Origin of the sequence: Actinoplanes utahensis, from assembly GCF_016862455.1 — a bacterium.
Taxonomy (GTDB): Bacteria; Actinomycetota; Actinomycetes; order Mycobacteriales; family Micromonosporaceae; genus Actinoplanes; species Actinoplanes utahensis.
The window spans coordinates 1-15969 of the sequence record NZ_BOMZ01000042.1; the positions used below are offsets into that span (position 1 = coordinate 1).

Genomic DNA, 15969 nt, shown 5'->3' on the forward strand with positions numbered 1-15969 from the left:
TGGCGGATCTCGTCGTAGCGGCGGCCGCCGACCAGAGCCTGACCCGACGTCGGGCGGTGTAGGCCCAGCATCATCCGCATCGTGGTGGACTTCCCGGCCCCGTTCGGGCCGAGGAAACCGGTCACCACGCCCGGCCGGACCTCGACGGACAACCGGTCCACCGCGAGTGTCGATCCGTATCGTTTGGTCAGCTCCAGCAGCTCGATCATGTGGTCGATCGTGTCAGTCCGGGCGGTACCGCCGCGTCTGACCGAGGTCGGAACCTGAGGTACGACCTGAGTCATACGTCCGATCCGGCAGCGCGCCGTTATAGCGTGACCGCGTGACCCGGCTCTACGGATTCGAGGTGCGCGGCACATTGATCGATGCCGCTGCCGCCGTCCTGCTGACCTATTTCATCGCCACCGCCACCCTGGACCCGCCGGGCCCGCGGTTCACCGACTCGGCGTGGGTGGCGTGGCCGGCCGCCGCGGCGGTGTGCCTGCCCCTGGTGGTCCGCCGCCGGTGGCCGCTGCCCGCGCTGGCCGTCGCGGTCACGGCCGCCGCGGTCGCCACCGCCACCGGCGCGGCCGGGATCGGCGTCCTCGTGATGACCTGGGCGCCGATCGCCCCGATGCTGTACTCCGCGGCCGCCGCGGCCGGCCGGGTGATGTCGGTGGTCGCATTGACCGGCACCCTGGCCGCCGCCGCCGTCACCATCCCGTGGCTCTACATCCGCACCGGCACCACCCCCGACGACGCGCCGGGCAGCGAGGTGCCGCTGTGGTGGCAGGTCGAGCTGGGCCTGATCGTGGTCAGCCTGGCCACGGCCTGGGTCACCGGCCGGCTGATCCGGTGGCGGCGCGCGATCCGCGCCGACCACGCCCGCCGGGCGGCCCGGGACGCGGTCGCCGACGAGCGGCTGCGGATCGCCCGCGAGCTGCACGACATCGTCGGCCACAGCCTGAGCCTGATCGCGGTCAAGGCGACGGTGGCCAACCACATCGCCGAGGAGCGGCCGGCCGAGAGCCGGGCCGCCCTGCAGACCATCGAGAAGACCAGCAGGTCGGCGCTCACCGAGATCCGGCGGCTGCTGGACGTGCTGCGCGCCGACGACGACCAGGGCGCGGAGCTCGCCCCCTCCCCCGGCGCCGCCGACCTGGCCGACCTCGTGGAGCGGCTGCGGTCGCCGAAGTTCCAGGTCGACCTGACGGTGCAGGGCACCGGGGACCTGCCCACGGCGGTCGGGCTGACCGTCTACCGGATCGTCCAGGAGTCGCTGACCAATGTGATCAAGCACGCGGAGGCGAGCCGGTGCGCGGTGACGGTCCGGGCGGCGGACGGCGTGGTGCACATCGAGGTCGCCGACAACGGCCGGGGCCGTAAGCAGCAGAACAAGGGCCGCGCGGGGCAGGGACTCATCGGCATGCGCGAGCGTGTGACGATGTACGGCGGCACGCTGTCCACGGAGACCCGTCCCGAGGGCGGCTTCCGCGTGGCCGCCGACATCCCGTACACCACCACGGAGGACACCGTATGACCGAGACCGCGCCGGACATCGCCGTGCTCCTGGCCGACGACCACGCGCTGATGCGGGAGAGCTTCCGGGCACTGCTCGACGCCTCCCCCGGCTATGCGGCGGTGGGCGAGGCGGGCAACGGCGCCGAGGCGGTCCGGATGGCCCGGGAGCTGCGGCCGGACGTGGTCCTGATGGATGTCCGGATGCCGGAGATGGACGGCATCGAGGCGACTCGGCGGATCTGCTCGGCGCCGGAGACCGCGGACGTGAAGGTGCTCATCCTGACCACCTTCGACCTGGACGAGTACGTGTACTCCGCGCTCCAGGCCGGGGCCAGCGGCTTCCTGGTCAAGGACGCCACGGCGGCCGAGCTGCTCAACGGCATCCGGCTGGTGGCCGCCGGCGAGGCGCTGCTGGCCCCGCGGGTGACCCGGAAGCTGATCGCCACGTTCACCGGGCAGGGTGGCCCGGCGGCGGCGCCGCGCGGGCTGGAGGTGATCACCGAGCGTGAGCGTGAGGTGCTCGGCCTGATCGCCCGCGGGCTGTCGAACACCGAGATCGCCGAGCACCTGCACCTGGGTGTGGGCACGGTGAAGACGCACATCACCCGGCTGCTGAGCAAGCTCGGCGCCCGGGACCGCGCGCAGCTGGTGATCACCGCGTACGAGTCGGGGCTGGTGCGGCCGAACGCCCGCTGATCCGGAGTCGTTCGGCCACGCCTGAAAGACATAGATACGTACCAATACGCGTTGTTACGTTTCTCCCGTCCGAAACTCTGGGAGGTAGCAATGCGCACCACACTCAAGACCATGGTCGTCGCGGCGGCCGCCGTCATCGGCATGCAGGCGGCCCTGCCGGGCGTCGCGTTCGCGGCGGCCACCGAGGCGCAGCGCGTCGCGCAGGCCACCGCCTGGAGCCAGGCGACCACGGCCAGCCGGCAGTCCTGGGACGCCGGCCGGCAGAACCAGGGGGCCTGGGCCGACTACGGGTTCGACTGGTCCACCGACTATTGCTCGACCAGCCCGGACAAGCCGCTCGGCTTCGACTTCAAGCTGTCCTGCCACCGCCACGACTTCGGCTACCGCAACTTCAAGGCGCTCGGCATCTTCGACGCCAACAAGGACCGCATCGACAACGCGTTCCTGGCCGACCTGCGGGCGGTCTGCGACGGCTACAGCGGACTGCAGCGCTCCACCTGCCGCGGCCTGGCGAACACGTACTACGAGGCGGTCCGGGTGTTCGGGTTCACCGCCGTGTCGGAGGAGCAGATCAACGAGGCCGCGCAGACGGCCCTCGCGGAGTTCGGTCTCGCCTCCTGATCTCCCCGGGCCGCCGGCCGTCGCGGTCGCGACGGCCGGCGGCCCGGGTCATCCGGCCAGACCGGCCAGGCGCAGCAGCAGATCCTTGACCTCGGTCGCGGCGAGAGCCTCCCGGCCGTACGCCGGGTCGCCGCAGATCAGCACCGGCCCGTCCCGCGGATCGTCGGGCAGCCGCCCGTGCGAGCCGCGGACCGCCCGGGCGCCGGCGTCCAGGCCGATGGCGTTCATCGTGTACCGCATCCCGGCCTTCTTGCGCAGCAACGCGGCCGCCACCCGGCCCTTGGCCCGCAGCGGGTTCGCCGGATCGAGGAGCAGCTCCGCCGGGTCGTAGCCCGGCTTGCGGTGGATCTCCACCAGACGGGCGAAATCGGGGGCGTACGCGTCGTCGAGCCAGTAGTAGTAGGTGAACCACGCGTCCGGGTCGGCGACCAGGACCAGCTCACCCGCCCGCGGATGGTCCAGCCCGTACTCCGCCTTCCCCGCCGCGTCCAGGACCTGGTCCACGCCGGGCAGCGCCGCACAGATCCGCGCCACCCGGTCCACGTCGCCCGGATCCCGGACGTAGACGTGCGCGACCTGGTGATCGGCGACCGCGAAGGCGCCGGACGTCCACGGGTCGAGGTACTCCATCCCGGCCTGGGTGTGCACCCGCAGCAGTCCCTCGGCGCGCAGCGCCCGGTTGACGTCGACGGGACGGCTCACGTCGGTGATGCCGTACTCGGACAGGACCACGGCGGTCACCCCGCGCGCCGCCGCGGCGTCGAGCAGCGGCGCCAGCACCGCGTCGAGCCGCCGGGCCGCCTGGACCGCCTGCGGCGACGACGGGCCGTACCGTTGCAGGTCGTAGTCGAGATGCGGCACGTAGGCCAGGGTCAGGTCGGGGGCGTGCGCGGTCAGGATCCGCTCGGTGGCCCGGCAGATCCAGTCGGACGAGGCGATCCCGGCGGCCGGGCCCCAGTAGGAGAAGAGTGGGAAGGTCCCCAGCTCGCCGGTCAGCTCGTCGTGCAGCTCCGGCGGGTCGGTGTAGCAGTCCGGCTCCTTGCGCCCGTCCGCGTGGTAGACCGGCCGGGGCGTCACCGTCCAGTCGACGTCCGCGCCCATGGCGTACCACCAGCAGACGTTCGCCACCGTGTAACCGGGATGCGCCCGGCGCGCCGCGGTCCACAGCTTCTCGCCGCCGACCAGGGCGTTGTGCTGCCGCCAGAGCAGCACCTCGCCGAGGTCCCGGAAGTACCAGCCGTTGCCCACGATCCCGTGGTCGCGCGGCGTCTCACCGGTGAGGAAGGTGGACTGCACCGAGCACGTGACGGCCGGCAGCACCGTGCCGAGGCGCGCCTGGAACCCCTGGCGGGCCAGGGCCGACAGCGCCGGCATGTGCTCCAGCAGGCGCGGGGTGAGCCCGACGACGTCGAGCACCAGCAGCGGTGTCACCACAGCGCGGTCACCTCGTCCCGGGCGAAGGCGAGCTCCGCCGCGATCCCGCCGGCCAGCCCGGCCGCCGACCGCGGCCGCTGCCCGGCCGGCAGCACGTCCCACGTGTAGGTCTCCACCTCCAGGTGGTCGCAGACCGGCGCCGGCCCGCCCACCAGGGACCGCAGGGCGTCGCGGAGCACGTCCACGGTGGAGGTCAGCGGCGGCTCGGGGGTCGCGTGCAACGGCACGTGGTAGTGCACCCGCCACGGGTCACCGGCCGGTCCCCGGTCCAGGGCCCCGGTCAGGTCGTCGGTGGCGAGGCCGTCCCGGCTCCGGGTCTGGTGCAGGAACCGTGGTTCCACGTACCGCCGCAGGGCCTGTTCCTCGGCGGCCGGATCGGCGCTGGCCAGAGCGGCGGACACCTGCACCTTGACGACCGGCAGGCCGGCCGCGTGCAGGCCGGCGAGCGCGGTCGCCGGGTCCTCCCAGGCGCAGGCCAGGTGGGCCAGGTCCAGGCAGACCCCGAGCCGCCGGGTGTCCACGCCGGACAACCAGGTGACGGCGTCGGCGGTGGTCTCGACGACGCAGCCGGGCTCGGGTTCGAAGGCGACCCGGACGGTACGGCCGGTGCGGTCCGCCACCGCCGCGAGTCCCGCGGCGAGGTCGTCGAGGTTGCGCCGGCAGCTGTCGTAGCGTTCGGTGTCCCAGGGTTCGCGCCAGGCCAGCGGCAACGTGGAGATCGATCCGCGGGCCGCGTCGTCGGGCAGCAGGCCGGCCAGGATCCCGGCCAGCCTCAGGGTGTGATCGAGCCGCTCGGGCGTGGTCCAGTCCGGGTGGTAGACGGCGTGTTTCACCACCGGCGCCTGGAACGCCCGGTACGGGAATCCGTTGAGGGTCACCACCTCGAGACCCCGCGCGCGCAGTTCGGCGGCGAGCCGGCGCACCGTCGCGGGGTCGGCGGCGAGTTCCGCGGCCACCGGGGCGGCCAGCCACAGGCCGAGGCCGAGCACGTCCGTCCCGAGCCGCTCCCGCACCGGCACGGCGTAGTCGTCGAGCTGGCCCAGCACCCCGGCCAGGTCCTCGGCCGGGTGCACGTTCGTGCAGTACCCGAGGTGCAGCGTGGTGCCGTCCGGATGTCGCAGCCGCATCAGCTGCCGCCCCGGGCGATCGAGCTTCCGGCGAAGGTGGCCGCCGGCGCCGGCTCCACGGTCAGGTCGAGTTTGCCGGACTGCCCGTAGAACGTCACCGGGTTGCGCCAGAAGACCGTGTCGACGTCCTCGGCGCTGAAACCGGCGGCCAGCATGGCCTCCGCGGTCCGGCGGGTGAGCAGCGGATCCGAGGTGCCCCAGTCGGCCGCCGAGTTCACCAGCACCCGCTCGGTGCCGTACTCGCGCAGCAGGGCGACCATCCGGTCCGGTGACATCTTGGTCTGCGGATAGATGGAGAACCCGGCCCAGCAGCCGGTGTCGCGCACCGCCCGGACGGTGACCTCGTTGAGGTGGTCGATGACGACCAGGCCCTCATCGATGCCGGACTCGGCGACCACGTCCAGGCTGCGCCGCAGGCCGCGGTCCTTCTCCCGGTGCGGGGTGTGCACGAGCACCGGCAGGCCCGCGTCCACGGCCATGGCGAGCTGGGCGGTGAACGCCGCGTCCTCGGCCGGGGTGATCGCGTCGTACCCGATCTCCCCCACCGCGACCACGTTCTCCTTCAGCAGGTACCGCGGCACCAGGTCGAGCACGGCCGTGCACCGCGGGTCGTTGGCCTCCTTCGGGTTGAGCGCGATGGTGGCGTGGTGCCGAACGCCGAACTGCGACGCCCGGTACGGCTCCCAGCCGACCAGCGCGTCGAAGTAGTCGGCGAAGGATCCCGGGTTGGTGCGCGGCTGCCCGATCCAGAACGCCGGCTCCACCACCGCTCGCACCCCGGCCGCCGCCATCCGCACGTAGTCGTCGGTGGTCCGGGACGTCATGTGGATGTGCGGGTCGAAGATTCGCATCAGATTCCCCTCACTGGCGGGTTTCGGTCAGCAGTGCGGCGGCGTCGGCCGGCAGGGCCCGGCCGGCCGCGTCCCGCTCGGCCGCCAAGCCGCCGAGCATCGCGATCAGTTCCGGGTCGGCGCGCCGGTCCAGGTCGTGCACGCCGGCGAGCGGAATGCCGAGGAACACGCACTTGAGCACGCCCTGCCGCCAGGTCCCCTGATCGAGGGCGGTCGCGGCGGGTCCCAGGGCGGCGGCGACGAGGCGGGCGTCGTTGCTGCGCAACGCGTCTTCCAGCAGGGGTACGGCCACCGCTTGCGGAACCGACGGCAGCGCCGCGAGCACGGCCAGCCGCTCCCCACTGTCCCCGGTCCAGTACACGCCGGCCACGTGCGCCGGGCCGTCCGGCAGTTCCGCCAGCGCCGTCAGCAGGGTCACGCGGGCCGCGGCGGACGCCCGGCCGAGCCGCCGGGGCGCCTCGGCGAGCAGTCGTGCCGCCGCCGTGGGGTCCTGCCGGATCCCGGCCTGTGCCGCGGGCAGCCACTCGTCCGGCGTCATCGCTGCCCCGCCGCGTCCCGCAGGAATTCGATGGCCGACTCGGCCACCGCGGCCGCGGCGTGCGAGTGTCGGGGCAACTCGACGGCGACCAGCCCGCGGTAGCCGCCGTCGCGCAGCGCTCGCAGCACCGGCGGGAAGTCGATCTCTCCGGCGCCGAACTCGAGGTGCTCGTGCACGCCTCGGCGCATGTCGTCGATCTGCACGTTGACCAGGTACGGCGCCGCGTCGGTCACGCACTGCGGCACGTCCACCGGCTCCAGGCACCGGCAGTGCCCGATGTCGAGGGTGAGACCGAAGCGCGCGGGCGCGCCGAGCGCGGCCCGCAGCCGGTGCCAGCCGGCCAGGTCCTCGACGAGCATGCCCGGCTCGGGTTCGAACCCGAGCGTGACGCCGGCCCGGTCGGCGTGGGCGACCACGTCGGCGCACCCGTCGACGAGCCGCTGCCACGCCACCCGCGGCGGCACGCCGGCCGGCCGGACCCCGGCCCAGAACGACACCGCCTCGGCGCCCAGGTCGGCGCCGATCGCCACGGCATGGCGCAGGAAGTCGAGGCGTTTCGCCCGTTCGTCGTGCAGCAGGGTGGGCGCGTGCTTCTCCCGCGGATCGAGCAGGTACCGCGCGCCGGTCTCGATCACCACGGCCAGCCCGAGGTCGCGCAGCAGGTCGGCGGTCGCGGCGACCCGGCGGCCCAGGTCCGGGGCGAACGGGTCGAGGTGGCAGTGGTCCAGGGTCAGCGCGACCCCTTCGTAGCCGAGGTCGGCGAGCACCCGCAGAGCGTCGGTGAGGCGGTGGTTGGCGAAGCCGTTGGTGCCGTACCCCCAGCGCAGGGCCGGGGGTGCGGGGGTCGCCGGGCGGTCCGCCGGGGCGGTGGCGGTCAGGTTCATGTCGGTGACACCAGACGTGCCAGCCGGCGGCCCGCCGGCGCCGCGGCGGCGACCGCGAGGGCGGTGAGCGGGCGGCCCGCCCGGACGGTGAGGGCCGCCTGGAGCAGGGGGAACGAGGTGATCCCGGCGCTGACCGCGGCCCGTACCGGTCCCGCCTCGGGGGCGCGGACGGCGCGGGCCTGGGCGCCGCCGAACCGGCGCAGGTAGGCGCCGGCGAGGGCCGGGGCGAGCCCGGCGCCCAGCAGCCGGGCGGCGGGACGGGCGGTCCGGCCGCCACCGAGCGCGAGCGCCGCGCCGGCGATCGCCCCGGTCGCGGCCAGGGTCGTCGCCGGGACGGCGGGGTCGGTGCCGGTGACCTCGTCGCGGGAGAGCACGGTGACCGCGTACGTGTGTGCGGCGACCACCGTGGCCGCCGGCATCGCCCGGCGCAGACCGCCCGCGCCGCGGGGGCTCGCGCCGAGCAGGACGTCGAGGCCACGGCACGCCGCCATCACCGCCGGCCCGGCCGCCGTCTCCTTGGCGACCAGGTCGTACGTCCAGACGGCGGTGGCCAGCCCGGCGGCGGTGGCCAGCGCGCGGCGCCCGCCGGACGTGCCCGCCAGCAGCAGCCCGGCGGCGGTCAGGCCGCCCGCGACGGCCAGGGCGGCGCCGGGCCGCACCCGGCCGGACGGGATCGGGCGGCCGGGTCGTTCGGTCGCGTCCCGGTGCCGGTCGGCCCAGTCGTTGGCGGCCATCCCGGCCCAGTACAGGCAGGTCGACGCGGCGGCCAGCCCGCCGGTGACCGGTCCGGCCACACCCGCGGCGGCGGCGCCGGCGATGGTGTCGCCCGGCACGGACAGCGCGGCGGGAGCGCGGACGAGCTCCGCGAGATCGGCCAGCGTCGCCATCAGCGGAGGATCTCCGCGTCGTGGGCGAAGGTGACCAGGGTGGCCCACTGCTCGCCGAGGCTCGCGGCGCTCTCGCCGACCGGGTCCTTGAAGAAGAAGGCCAGCTCCGGTACGGGCCCGGACCGGCCCCGGTGCAGCGCCAGCGCGGTGAGCCGGGCCAGGTCGAGCACCAGCGGGGCGGCCAGCGCGGAGTCGCATCCGTGCCAGGTGAACTCCATCCGCATGCCGGTGCCGAGGAAGCCGGAGAAGGTGATCAGATCCCACGCCGTCTTGAAGTCGCCGAGCTCCGCGACGTAGTCGATGCGGGTCGCGCCCTCGGGCCGGTATCCGAGCGCCTCCTCCAGCACCCGGCTCTTGCTGGCGGTCTTGGCCGCGTTGGCGCCGGGTTCGGCCAGGCGCGCGCCGTCGCCGCCGCCGAGCAGGTTGGTTCCGGACCAGCTGCGCACCGCCAGGTTCCGCAGCGCGAACATCGGCGCGAGCACCGAGCGGACCAGCGTCTCGCCGGTCTTGCCGTCGTGCCCGGCGTACGGCATCCCGCGCAGCCGGGCCAGCGCGGCCAGGGCGGGCAGCCGCGCGCCGGTGGACGGGGTGAAGTCGACGAACGCGCAGCCGGCCTCGAACGCCGCGTACGCCATCAGGCTGCTGGGCGCCAGCACGTCGGTGGTCCGCTCCATCGCGGCCCGCAACGCCCCGAGCTCGGCCGGTACGGTGTCCTCGGCGGTCCGCGGCTCGGTGCTCGCCACGTTCACCACCACCACGTGGTCGAGCCGGTGCCGGTCCCGGAAGTCGCGGAGGTCGCGGGCCACCGCGGCCGCCGTCTCCGCCTGGACGGCCCGGACCGGCACCGGCCGCAGGTCCGCCTCGACCGTGAACAGCTCGGCGGCGATCGCGTTGACCAGGGTGGCCGGCACGACACCCGCGGCGGACAGCTCCTCGGCTCGTTTCAGCAGCGGCGTGTCGACGATGTCGTGGCCGCCGACGACGATGTCGTCGAGTTCCGGCAGTCCCGCGTCGCGGAACTGGGGCAGCTCGGTGACGCAACCGGCCGGGTCCGTGAGGCCGGCCCGGACCGCCAGCAGCCCGGTGATCGCCGTGACGGCCACCGACCCGCGGACACCTACCAACCACAATCCGGTACGCATGGCGTTCCACTCCCTTTCAGACGCAGGGGACGGGCGGGAATACCCCGAACACTAGGAATCTGCTGATCACGGGCCAACCCCTACGCGCGGCGGCAGCCCCTCACGCCGCGCGGTGATCCGCTACCGGGAGTCCGCCGTTCGGCCGACGGCCGCGCGATGATCGGCCATGCGGAACCAGCCCATATTAAGCGTTGTTAATATTGATGAGTACCTTAGTCGGCGTTATGGTGACCGAATCGGAAACCGGAAACGGGCGGTGTGCATAAAACGATCTCGGGGGAAATCATCATGCGCCTGGGCCATGGCATCATCGCTTTTCTATTCTTCTTCTCGGCCGTATCGGTCAGCGTCCCGGGCACCCGTTCCGCGGCCGCTCACGAGCACGCGGGCCATACCGGTCACGAGCACGCCGCGCACGAGCCCGCCGCGTACGAGAACGTCGCGCACGGGCACGCCGACGACGACGCGGACCACCGGGCCCAGGACCTCGTCGGCACACCGATGCGGGTCATCGAGGAACAGACCAAGGCCAACGCCGACCGGATCCAGCGCGCGACCGGCCTGCGTCCCGGCGTCACACCGAACCGCAGGATCGCCGCCGACCCCGGCGCCGACGGGGCGTGGAGCGCGGTCGTCAACACGCCGGTGGTGCCGGTCTTCACCGCGGTGCTGCCCAACGGCAAGCTGCTGATCTGGGACTCCGTCGGCGACAACCCGGTCGAGACGTACCCGTCGCACACCTTCACCCGGGCCATGGTCTTCAACCCGGCGAACAACACCGCCAAGCGCGTCGACCTCCAGGGCACCAACATCTTCTGCGCCGGGTTCGCGCATCTGCCCAACGGCGACATCCTGATCGCCGGCGGCAACGCCAACGCGCAGATGGCCGGGACGGTGCGGACCTACGTCTTCAACTGGCAGGCCGAGACGTGGACCCGGGGCGCCGACATGGCGGCCGCGCGGTGGTACCCGTCGGTGGCCACGATGGCGAACGGCGAAGAAGTGATCATCGGCGGCGGACCGTCGGTCGCCGAGGTCTATCAGACCAACGGCGCCATTCGGAAACTGACCGGTTTCGACAAATACAACCAGCGGATGTATCCGTTCATGGGCTCCCGGCCGGATACCCAACTGGGATTCTTCGGTCCCTGGCTGACCGGATTCACGATCACCACCTCCGCCGACGGAATCATCACCGGAACATCGACCCGGGACTCGGTCGCCCGGATCTACGGCAGCTACTCCACCTACGACGTCGGCAAGACCCTCGTGGTCGGCGGCGGCGACATCACCGAGAACGGGGCGACCCGGGTGCCGACCCGGACCGCCGTCCTGCTGGACGCCAACAACACCATCAACCCGGTGGTCACCGCGACCGGGTCGCTCTCGACCGGGCGCCGCCAGCTCAACGCGACAGTCCTCGCCGACGGGTCGGTGCTCGCCACCGGCGGTATGAACAGCGCCGCCGTCGACGGGCTGGTCGACCTCCAGCACGCCGTCACCACGGCGGAACGCTGGGACCCGGCCACCGGGCAGTGGAGCGTCCTGTCCGGCGCCGCGCGCATCCGGCAGTACCACTCCACCGCCGCGCTGCTACCGGACGGCCGGGTGCTGACCGGCGGCGGCGGGATCTGCGCGCGCTGCCGGACCGTCGGCTACCTGGAGAAGAACATCGAGTACTTCAGCCCGCCGTACCTGTTCAAGAAGGACGGCAGTGGGCAACTCGCCGCCCGGCCGGTCATCTCCGGCGCGCCGGCCACCACCAGCGGCCGGTTCACCGTCACCACCCCGCAGGCGGCCGACATCCGCAAGGTCGCCCTGGTCGGGCTGGCCGACGTCACGCACGGCGTCGACCAGGGGCAACGCTATGTGCCGCTGAAGTTCACCGCCGACGGCACCACGCTGACCGTCATCGGGCCCCCGTCCGGCGGGTCGACGCCGCCCGGCTACTACATGCTCTTCATCGTCGACAGCGCCGGCGTCCCGTCGGTGGCGAAGATGGTGCAGGTCGGCTTCGGGCCGAAACCGCTGATGAGCCCGATCAAGAACAGCACCGGCCGGTGCCTCGACGTGCCGGGCGCCGCCCTGGCCAGCGGCACCTACGTGATGACCTACACCTGCATCGGGTCCAAGGCGCAGGCGTGGAACCGGGTCGGCGAGACGATGCGGGCGGTCGGCAACTGCCTCGACGTCCCCAACCAGAACTTCGTGACCGGGCAACGGATCTGGGCGTGGACCTGCAACAACGGCCCCGCCCAGCGCTGGCAGGGCTACGCCGACGGCACGATCAAGCCACTGCAGAACACCACGTTGTGCCTGAGCGCGGCCGGATCGGCGAACAGCGCCCAGATCCTCGTCTCCACCTGCAACGGCAGCGCCCTCCAGAAGTGGACCCTGTAGGACCGACCGGCCGGACGGCGCCCAGGGCGGGCGCCGATCCGGCGTCACCTGCGGGAAAGGCGGTTATCCTTGCCGCCGTGCAAGGACCATCGTTGACCACCGTTGTCCGCCAGGCCGTCGTGGCCGACGTGAGCAGCATCGCCGAGATCTGTTCCACCGCCTACCGCGACGCCTACCGGGAGCTGCTCCCGCCCGGTTACATCGATCGCAGTGTCGTCGCGTTCTACGACGCGGAGCGGGTCGCCCGGGACGTCGCGGCCGCGCCGCCGGACTGGTTCGGCTATCAGGTCGTCGAGGAGGGCGGCCGGGTGCTCGGCGCCGCCGGCGGCGGGATGAGCGGGCCGGCGACGGGTGAGCTGTCGCTGATCTATCTCGCCGCCGCCGCGCGCGGCCGCGGGCTCGGCACCCTGCTGCTGGACCGGGTGACCGAGCAGATTCGGGCGGCCGGTGGCACCGAGATGTGGGTGTCGGTGTTCCTCGGTGACCAGCGCGGCATCGGGTTCTACCGGGCGCGCGGCTTCGAGCCGGTCGACACGGTGCGCGCCGCCCTGTCCCGCGTCGACGACCACATCCGCAGCCTGCGGATGCGCCGTCTCCTCTAGCGTGCCGGCTTCGGGCGCGCGGGACGGCCGAAGTCCACCCGGTCAGCCGAGCTTGGATCCGCTGATCGCCGGGTCGCCCTTGCCGAGGTAGAAGATGCCGGGCAGCCCGGTCGTCTCGAACGTCTCGCTGACGTTGCGGCGCAGCGTGGAGTTGCGGACCGCCAGCGTGCCGGTGCGATCGTTGCTGACGAAGAACACCGCTCCGCCGCCCTCCTCGGCCCGGTTCCTCTCGATCAGCGTGCCGTCCAGCTTCAGGTCGTAGTCGTCGCCGTCCAGGTAGATCGCGCCGCCGCTGCCGCCGCCGGGAGTGCCGTCCCGGGCCGGGTTCGCGCCCTTGCCGACCGCCGCGTTGCCGGAGAACACACTGTTCAGCACGGTCCAGGAGACGTGCAGGCCACTGAGCGCGCCGCCGTTGGCGCACTCGCCGCCGGTGAACGTGCTGCCCACCACGTAGACGGGCTGGTTGCCGCCCTGCAGCCGGACCCGGATCGCGCCGCCGCCGACGTCCGGGCCGGTCCGCTCGCACCGGTTGCCGGTGAACCGGGAGCCGATCACCCTGAGGCCGCCGCCGATCACGAAGATCGCGCCGCCGCCGCCGGCCGCGTCACCGCCGCCGGCGGCGTTGCCCCGGGTGAAGGCGAGGTTCTGCACGGTCAGGCGGGGCGTCACCTTGTCGTGGCAGTGGCCGCTCGCGGAACTCACACCCTGGGCGGTGTCGCAGACGTTCATGTACAGGATGCGACGGCTGCCGCCGCCACTGAGGGTGACCCGGCCGCCGCCGTCCAGGACCACCTTCGCCACGTTGTTGCGGACCTTGGCGGTGGCGGTCATGGCGATCGTGACCGGGGACGGGCCACAGTCGAAGGTGATGACGCCGCCGGCCGCGACCGCTTTCACCACGGCGGCGGAGGTGCAGCTCGCGGGGGTGCCGTCGCCGATCGTCCGGTCGGGCCGGCTCGTGTCGACAGCCCTCGCCGCCGCCGGAACGGCCGCCCGGCCCGACGCGTTGCCGGGTCGGGGGAGCTTCTTGACGGCCGGTGGCCTCGCCGTCGCCGACACCGGTGCCGACGTCGCCGGCTTGGCGGGCGGCGTGACGGCCACGGCCGAGGGGGGCGTGACGGACGAGGCGGCCGGAGCCGCCGGCGCCGGCCGGGACGGTGCGGAGACCGGTGTGCTGGGTGGGGCGGACTGACAGGCGGCCAGAGCGCCGGCGAGCAGCAGGGTCAGAGCGATCCGTCGAATTCGCACCGGCCGATGGTAAGCGTGATCCGGGACCCCACGGGGCCCCGGACCACCCGGGCGATGTGTCAGCGTGCGGTCGCGTACGCCGCGGATCCGATCAATTCGAGTGAAACCTGAAGCCGTTCCAGGCTGATGTTCTTGGCGATGGTGTCCTCCGGGCTGTGGTACGGCGGCTCCAGCAGCGCCGGCGACTCCTCGCCACGCCAGCTGAAGTTCGCCGACGCGATCCCGACCTCCTGGAACGACTGGTGGTCGCTGGAGCCACGCAGGGTGACCGGCGAGATGCGCGGCGCGTACCCGAGCCGGTTCGCCGCCGCCGCCACCTCGTCGGTCGCCCGGTTCGGCTGCCCGGTGAACGACAGCAGCCAGTACCGGGTCGCCGGGTCCCAGCTGGTCGCCACCATGTCGTTCTGGAAGACCGCGACGATCCGGTCCCGCTCCGCCTGCGGCAGCTGGGCCACGTGGTAGCGGGAGCCGATCAGCCCCTGCTCCTCCGATCCCCACAGCGCGAACCGCAGGGTCGCCGTCGTCGGCAGGTGCCGCAGCACCCGTGCCACCTCGAGGGTGAGGACGGTGCCGGAGCCGTCGTCGTTGGCGCCGGGCGCGCCGATGACGGTGTCGTAGTGGGCGCTCACCGACACCACCGGGCCGTTCGCCGGGCCCCGCCCGCGGCGCTCGGCGAGCACGTTGTGCGAGGTCAGGCCACGGTGTGCGGCGGTCGACACGGTCAGCTTGAGCCGGCCCTTGGCGAGCAGGGCACGCAGCCGGTGCTTCTGCGCCTGGGCGACGCCGACGACCGGGATGGGCACCGGGTTCTCCGCGGAGGCCGGCAGGGTCGGGCTGAACGCCGAGGCCCGGCGCGGCTCGACCAGGTCGGCGGGCAGGAAGATCACGGCCGCGGCGCCGCGGGCCACGGCGGTGGCGACCAGCGCCTCCCGGGTGGCGGCCACGTAGTCGATCAGCAGGATCTTGCCCTTGACGTCGGCCGGGTAGGCGTCGTCGGCGCCGGAGCCGGCGTCGAGCACGTCGCCGCGCACCCGGACGTCGAGGGCGGCGTGCGGTGACGCCCCGGCCTGCCAGCAGAGGTCACGCGGCAGCCCGCGCGGCGACTCCAGCTGGGCCAGGAACTTGTCGGCGACCGGGAACGGCTGCAGCGTCACGTCGTAGCCCAGCCGGTCGAGCACGCTGGAGATGTAACCGGCGGCCTTGTGCTCGGAGCGGGTGCCGCCGATGCGCGGGCCGATGCCCTCGGAGAGCACTCGCAGATGCTGCAGGGCACGCTCGGCGGAGACCCGGTTGACGACCTTGAGGTCGTGCGGGGTCAGGGTCGGTGGGCGCACCGCCCCCGGCCGCTGATCGCCGGCCGCCCAGGCGGGCGCCGGCAACGCGACTGTCGCCGCGCCGCCGAGCGCGATCGTGAGCATCCGGCGGCGGGACAGTGAAGACTTCTCGGCAGGTGTTTCCAAGACTCCCCCTCGCTGAGGAGATCGCCGATCCCGGTGAGGATGACGATCCACGTGCGAGGAAGACTATTGTCTATATAGCCACCGAGCAATGATTCCGGCTGGTTCTCCGTGCCGTCTCAGCGGCGCCGAGGCAGCACGGAGAACCAGCCGGAAGGGTTCGGCGGTTATCCCTGGTAACTCGCTCCCGTGGGCCGCACGACGTAGACGACCCGGTGCGCCACGTCGCCGGGCGGGCCGTCCATGTGCAGCCCGTACCGATCGGCCAGCGACGCGAAGAACACGCCCTCGGTGTCCGGCTCGATCCGCTCCACCCGGCCGCGCACCTCGAGGTAACGGTAGGGCCGCTCGGGATCGTTGATCGACAGGCTGACCCGCGGCTCGCCGGTCACGTTCCGGTACTTGCGGCGGGTGGTCGTGTTGGTGAACCGCAGGAACTCGCCGTCGTAGCTGAACCACATCGGGTTGACCTGCGGCTCGCCGTCGTCGCGCACGGTGCCCAGGTGGCCGAAGAGCGGCCGCTCCAGCAGATCGGTGTAGCTGTCCGGGATGATGCTCATGTGACAGAACCCTGTCATAGAA

The 15969-nt window shown here is 73.0% G+C and carries 16 protein-coding genes; 5 read left to right on the forward strand and 11 right to left on the reverse strand.

The window, feature by feature from the left end:
* The coding region (locus tag Aut01nite_RS15285) for an ATP-binding cassette domain-containing protein (RefSeq protein ID WP_204037543.1) at window positions 1-209 on the reverse strand (209 nt) is incomplete at its 3' end.
* Between the two features lie 113 nt (window positions 210-322).
* On the opposite strand from Aut01nite_RS15285, the gene Aut01nite_RS15290 reads away from it, so the two are divergent.
* From Aut01nite_RS15290 to Aut01nite_RS15300, 3 genes are all read left to right on the forward strand, one after another.
* Window positions 323-1519, forward strand: coding sequence for a sensor histidine kinase (locus Aut01nite_RS15290; protein WP_043531856.1), 1197 nt, complete (start codon window positions 323-325; stop codon window positions 1517-1519).
* The gene (locus tag Aut01nite_RS15295; protein ID WP_043531857.1) at window positions 1516-2196 is read left to right on the forward strand and encodes a response regulator; all 681 of its coding nucleotides are present in this window, start codon (window positions 1516-1518) and stop codon (window positions 2194-2196) included. The genes Aut01nite_RS15290 and Aut01nite_RS15295 overlap by 4 nt, the downstream gene beginning before the upstream one ends.
* Before the next feature lie 90 nt (window positions 2197-2286).
* Window positions 2287-2817: a phospholipase gene (locus Aut01nite_RS15300; protein WP_043531859.1), complete on the forward strand. Its 531-nt coding sequence runs from the start codon at window positions 2287-2289 to the stop codon at window positions 2815-2817.
* 48 nt (window positions 2818-2865) lie between these two features.
* Here the strand turns inward: Aut01nite_RS15300 and Aut01nite_RS15305 are convergent, their stop codons facing one another.
* From Aut01nite_RS15305 to Aut01nite_RS15335, 7 genes are read right to left on the reverse strand one after another with little or no spacing between them, the layout of a single operon-like run.
* Window positions 2866-4251: an alkaline phosphatase family protein gene (locus tag Aut01nite_RS15305; protein ID WP_152629068.1), complete on the reverse strand. Its 1386-nt coding sequence runs from the start codon at window positions 4249-4251 to the stop codon at window positions 2866-2868.
* Window positions 4245-5378 (reverse strand): metabolite traffic protein EboE, encoded by a 1134-nt coding sequence (gene eboE / locus Aut01nite_RS15310; protein WP_043531861.1) that lies wholly within the window; start codon window positions 5376-5378, stop codon window positions 4245-4247. Before eboE ends, Aut01nite_RS15305 begins: the two co-directional genes overlap by 7 nt.
* On the reverse strand, window positions 5378-6229 hold the full coding sequence (locus Aut01nite_RS15315) for a TatD family hydrolase (protein ID WP_043531863.1): 852 nt from the start codon (window positions 6227-6229) through the stop codon (window positions 5378-5380). The genes eboE and Aut01nite_RS15315 overlap by 1 nt, the downstream gene beginning before the upstream one ends.
* Before the next feature lie 10 nt (window positions 6230-6239).
* Entirely contained in the window at window positions 6240-6767 is a 528-nt protein-coding gene (locus Aut01nite_RS15320; protein WP_043531864.1) for an EboA domain-containing protein, read from the reverse strand.
* Window positions 6764-7651, reverse strand: coding sequence for a sugar phosphate isomerase/epimerase family protein (locus Aut01nite_RS15325; RefSeq protein ID WP_152629070.1), 888 nt, complete (start codon window positions 7649-7651; stop codon window positions 6764-6766). The genes Aut01nite_RS15320 and Aut01nite_RS15325 overlap by 4 nt, the downstream gene beginning before the upstream one ends.
* The gene (locus Aut01nite_RS15330) at window positions 7648-8538 is read right to left on the reverse strand and encodes an SCO3242 family prenyltransferase (RefSeq protein WP_043531866.1); all 891 of its coding nucleotides are present in this window, start codon (window positions 8536-8538) and stop codon (window positions 7648-7650) included. Before Aut01nite_RS15330 ends, Aut01nite_RS15325 begins: the two co-directional genes overlap by 4 nt.
* Window positions 8538-9680 carry an inositol-3-phosphate synthase gene (locus Aut01nite_RS15335; RefSeq protein WP_043531867.1) on the reverse strand — a complete coding sequence of 381 codons (1143 nt, stop codon included), beginning with the start codon at window positions 9678-9680 and terminating at the stop codon, window positions 8538-8540. The genes Aut01nite_RS15330 and Aut01nite_RS15335 overlap by 1 nt, the downstream gene beginning before the upstream one ends.
* 288 nt (window positions 9681-9968) lie before the next feature.
* Between Aut01nite_RS15335 and Aut01nite_RS15340 the strand changes: the two genes are divergently transcribed.
* Window positions 9969-12080, forward strand: a complete 2112-nt coding sequence (locus Aut01nite_RS15340; protein ID WP_083999905.1) for a galactose oxidase-like domain-containing protein — start codon at window positions 9969-9971, stop codon at window positions 12078-12080.
* A gap of 92 nt (window positions 12081-12172) precedes the next feature.
* Entirely contained in the window at window positions 12173-12682 is a 510-nt protein-coding gene (locus tag Aut01nite_RS15345; protein ID WP_161790746.1) for a GNAT family N-acetyltransferase, read from the forward strand.
* Between the two features lie 42 nt (window positions 12683-12724).
* On the opposite strand, the gene Aut01nite_RS15350 is transcribed toward Aut01nite_RS15345, so the two are convergent.
* The 3 genes from Aut01nite_RS15350 to Aut01nite_RS15360 form a co-directional block, all read right to left on the reverse strand.
* Window positions 12725-13930: a hypothetical protein gene (locus Aut01nite_RS15350; protein WP_043531869.1), complete on the reverse strand. Its 1206-nt coding sequence runs from the start codon at window positions 13928-13930 to the stop codon at window positions 12725-12727.
* A gap of 59 nt (window positions 13931-13989) precedes the next feature.
* Window positions 13990-15390: a M28 family peptidase gene (locus tag Aut01nite_RS15355; protein ID WP_236643113.1), complete on the reverse strand. Its 1401-nt coding sequence runs from the start codon at window positions 15388-15390 to the stop codon at window positions 13990-13992.
* 164 nt (window positions 15391-15554) lie between these two features.
* Complete coding sequence (locus tag Aut01nite_RS15360) at window positions 15555-15947, reverse strand: PPOX class F420-dependent oxidoreductase (RefSeq protein ID WP_043531873.1); 393 nt, start codon at window positions 15945-15947, stop codon at window positions 15555-15557.
* Window positions 15948-15969 lie beyond the last annotated feature (22 nt).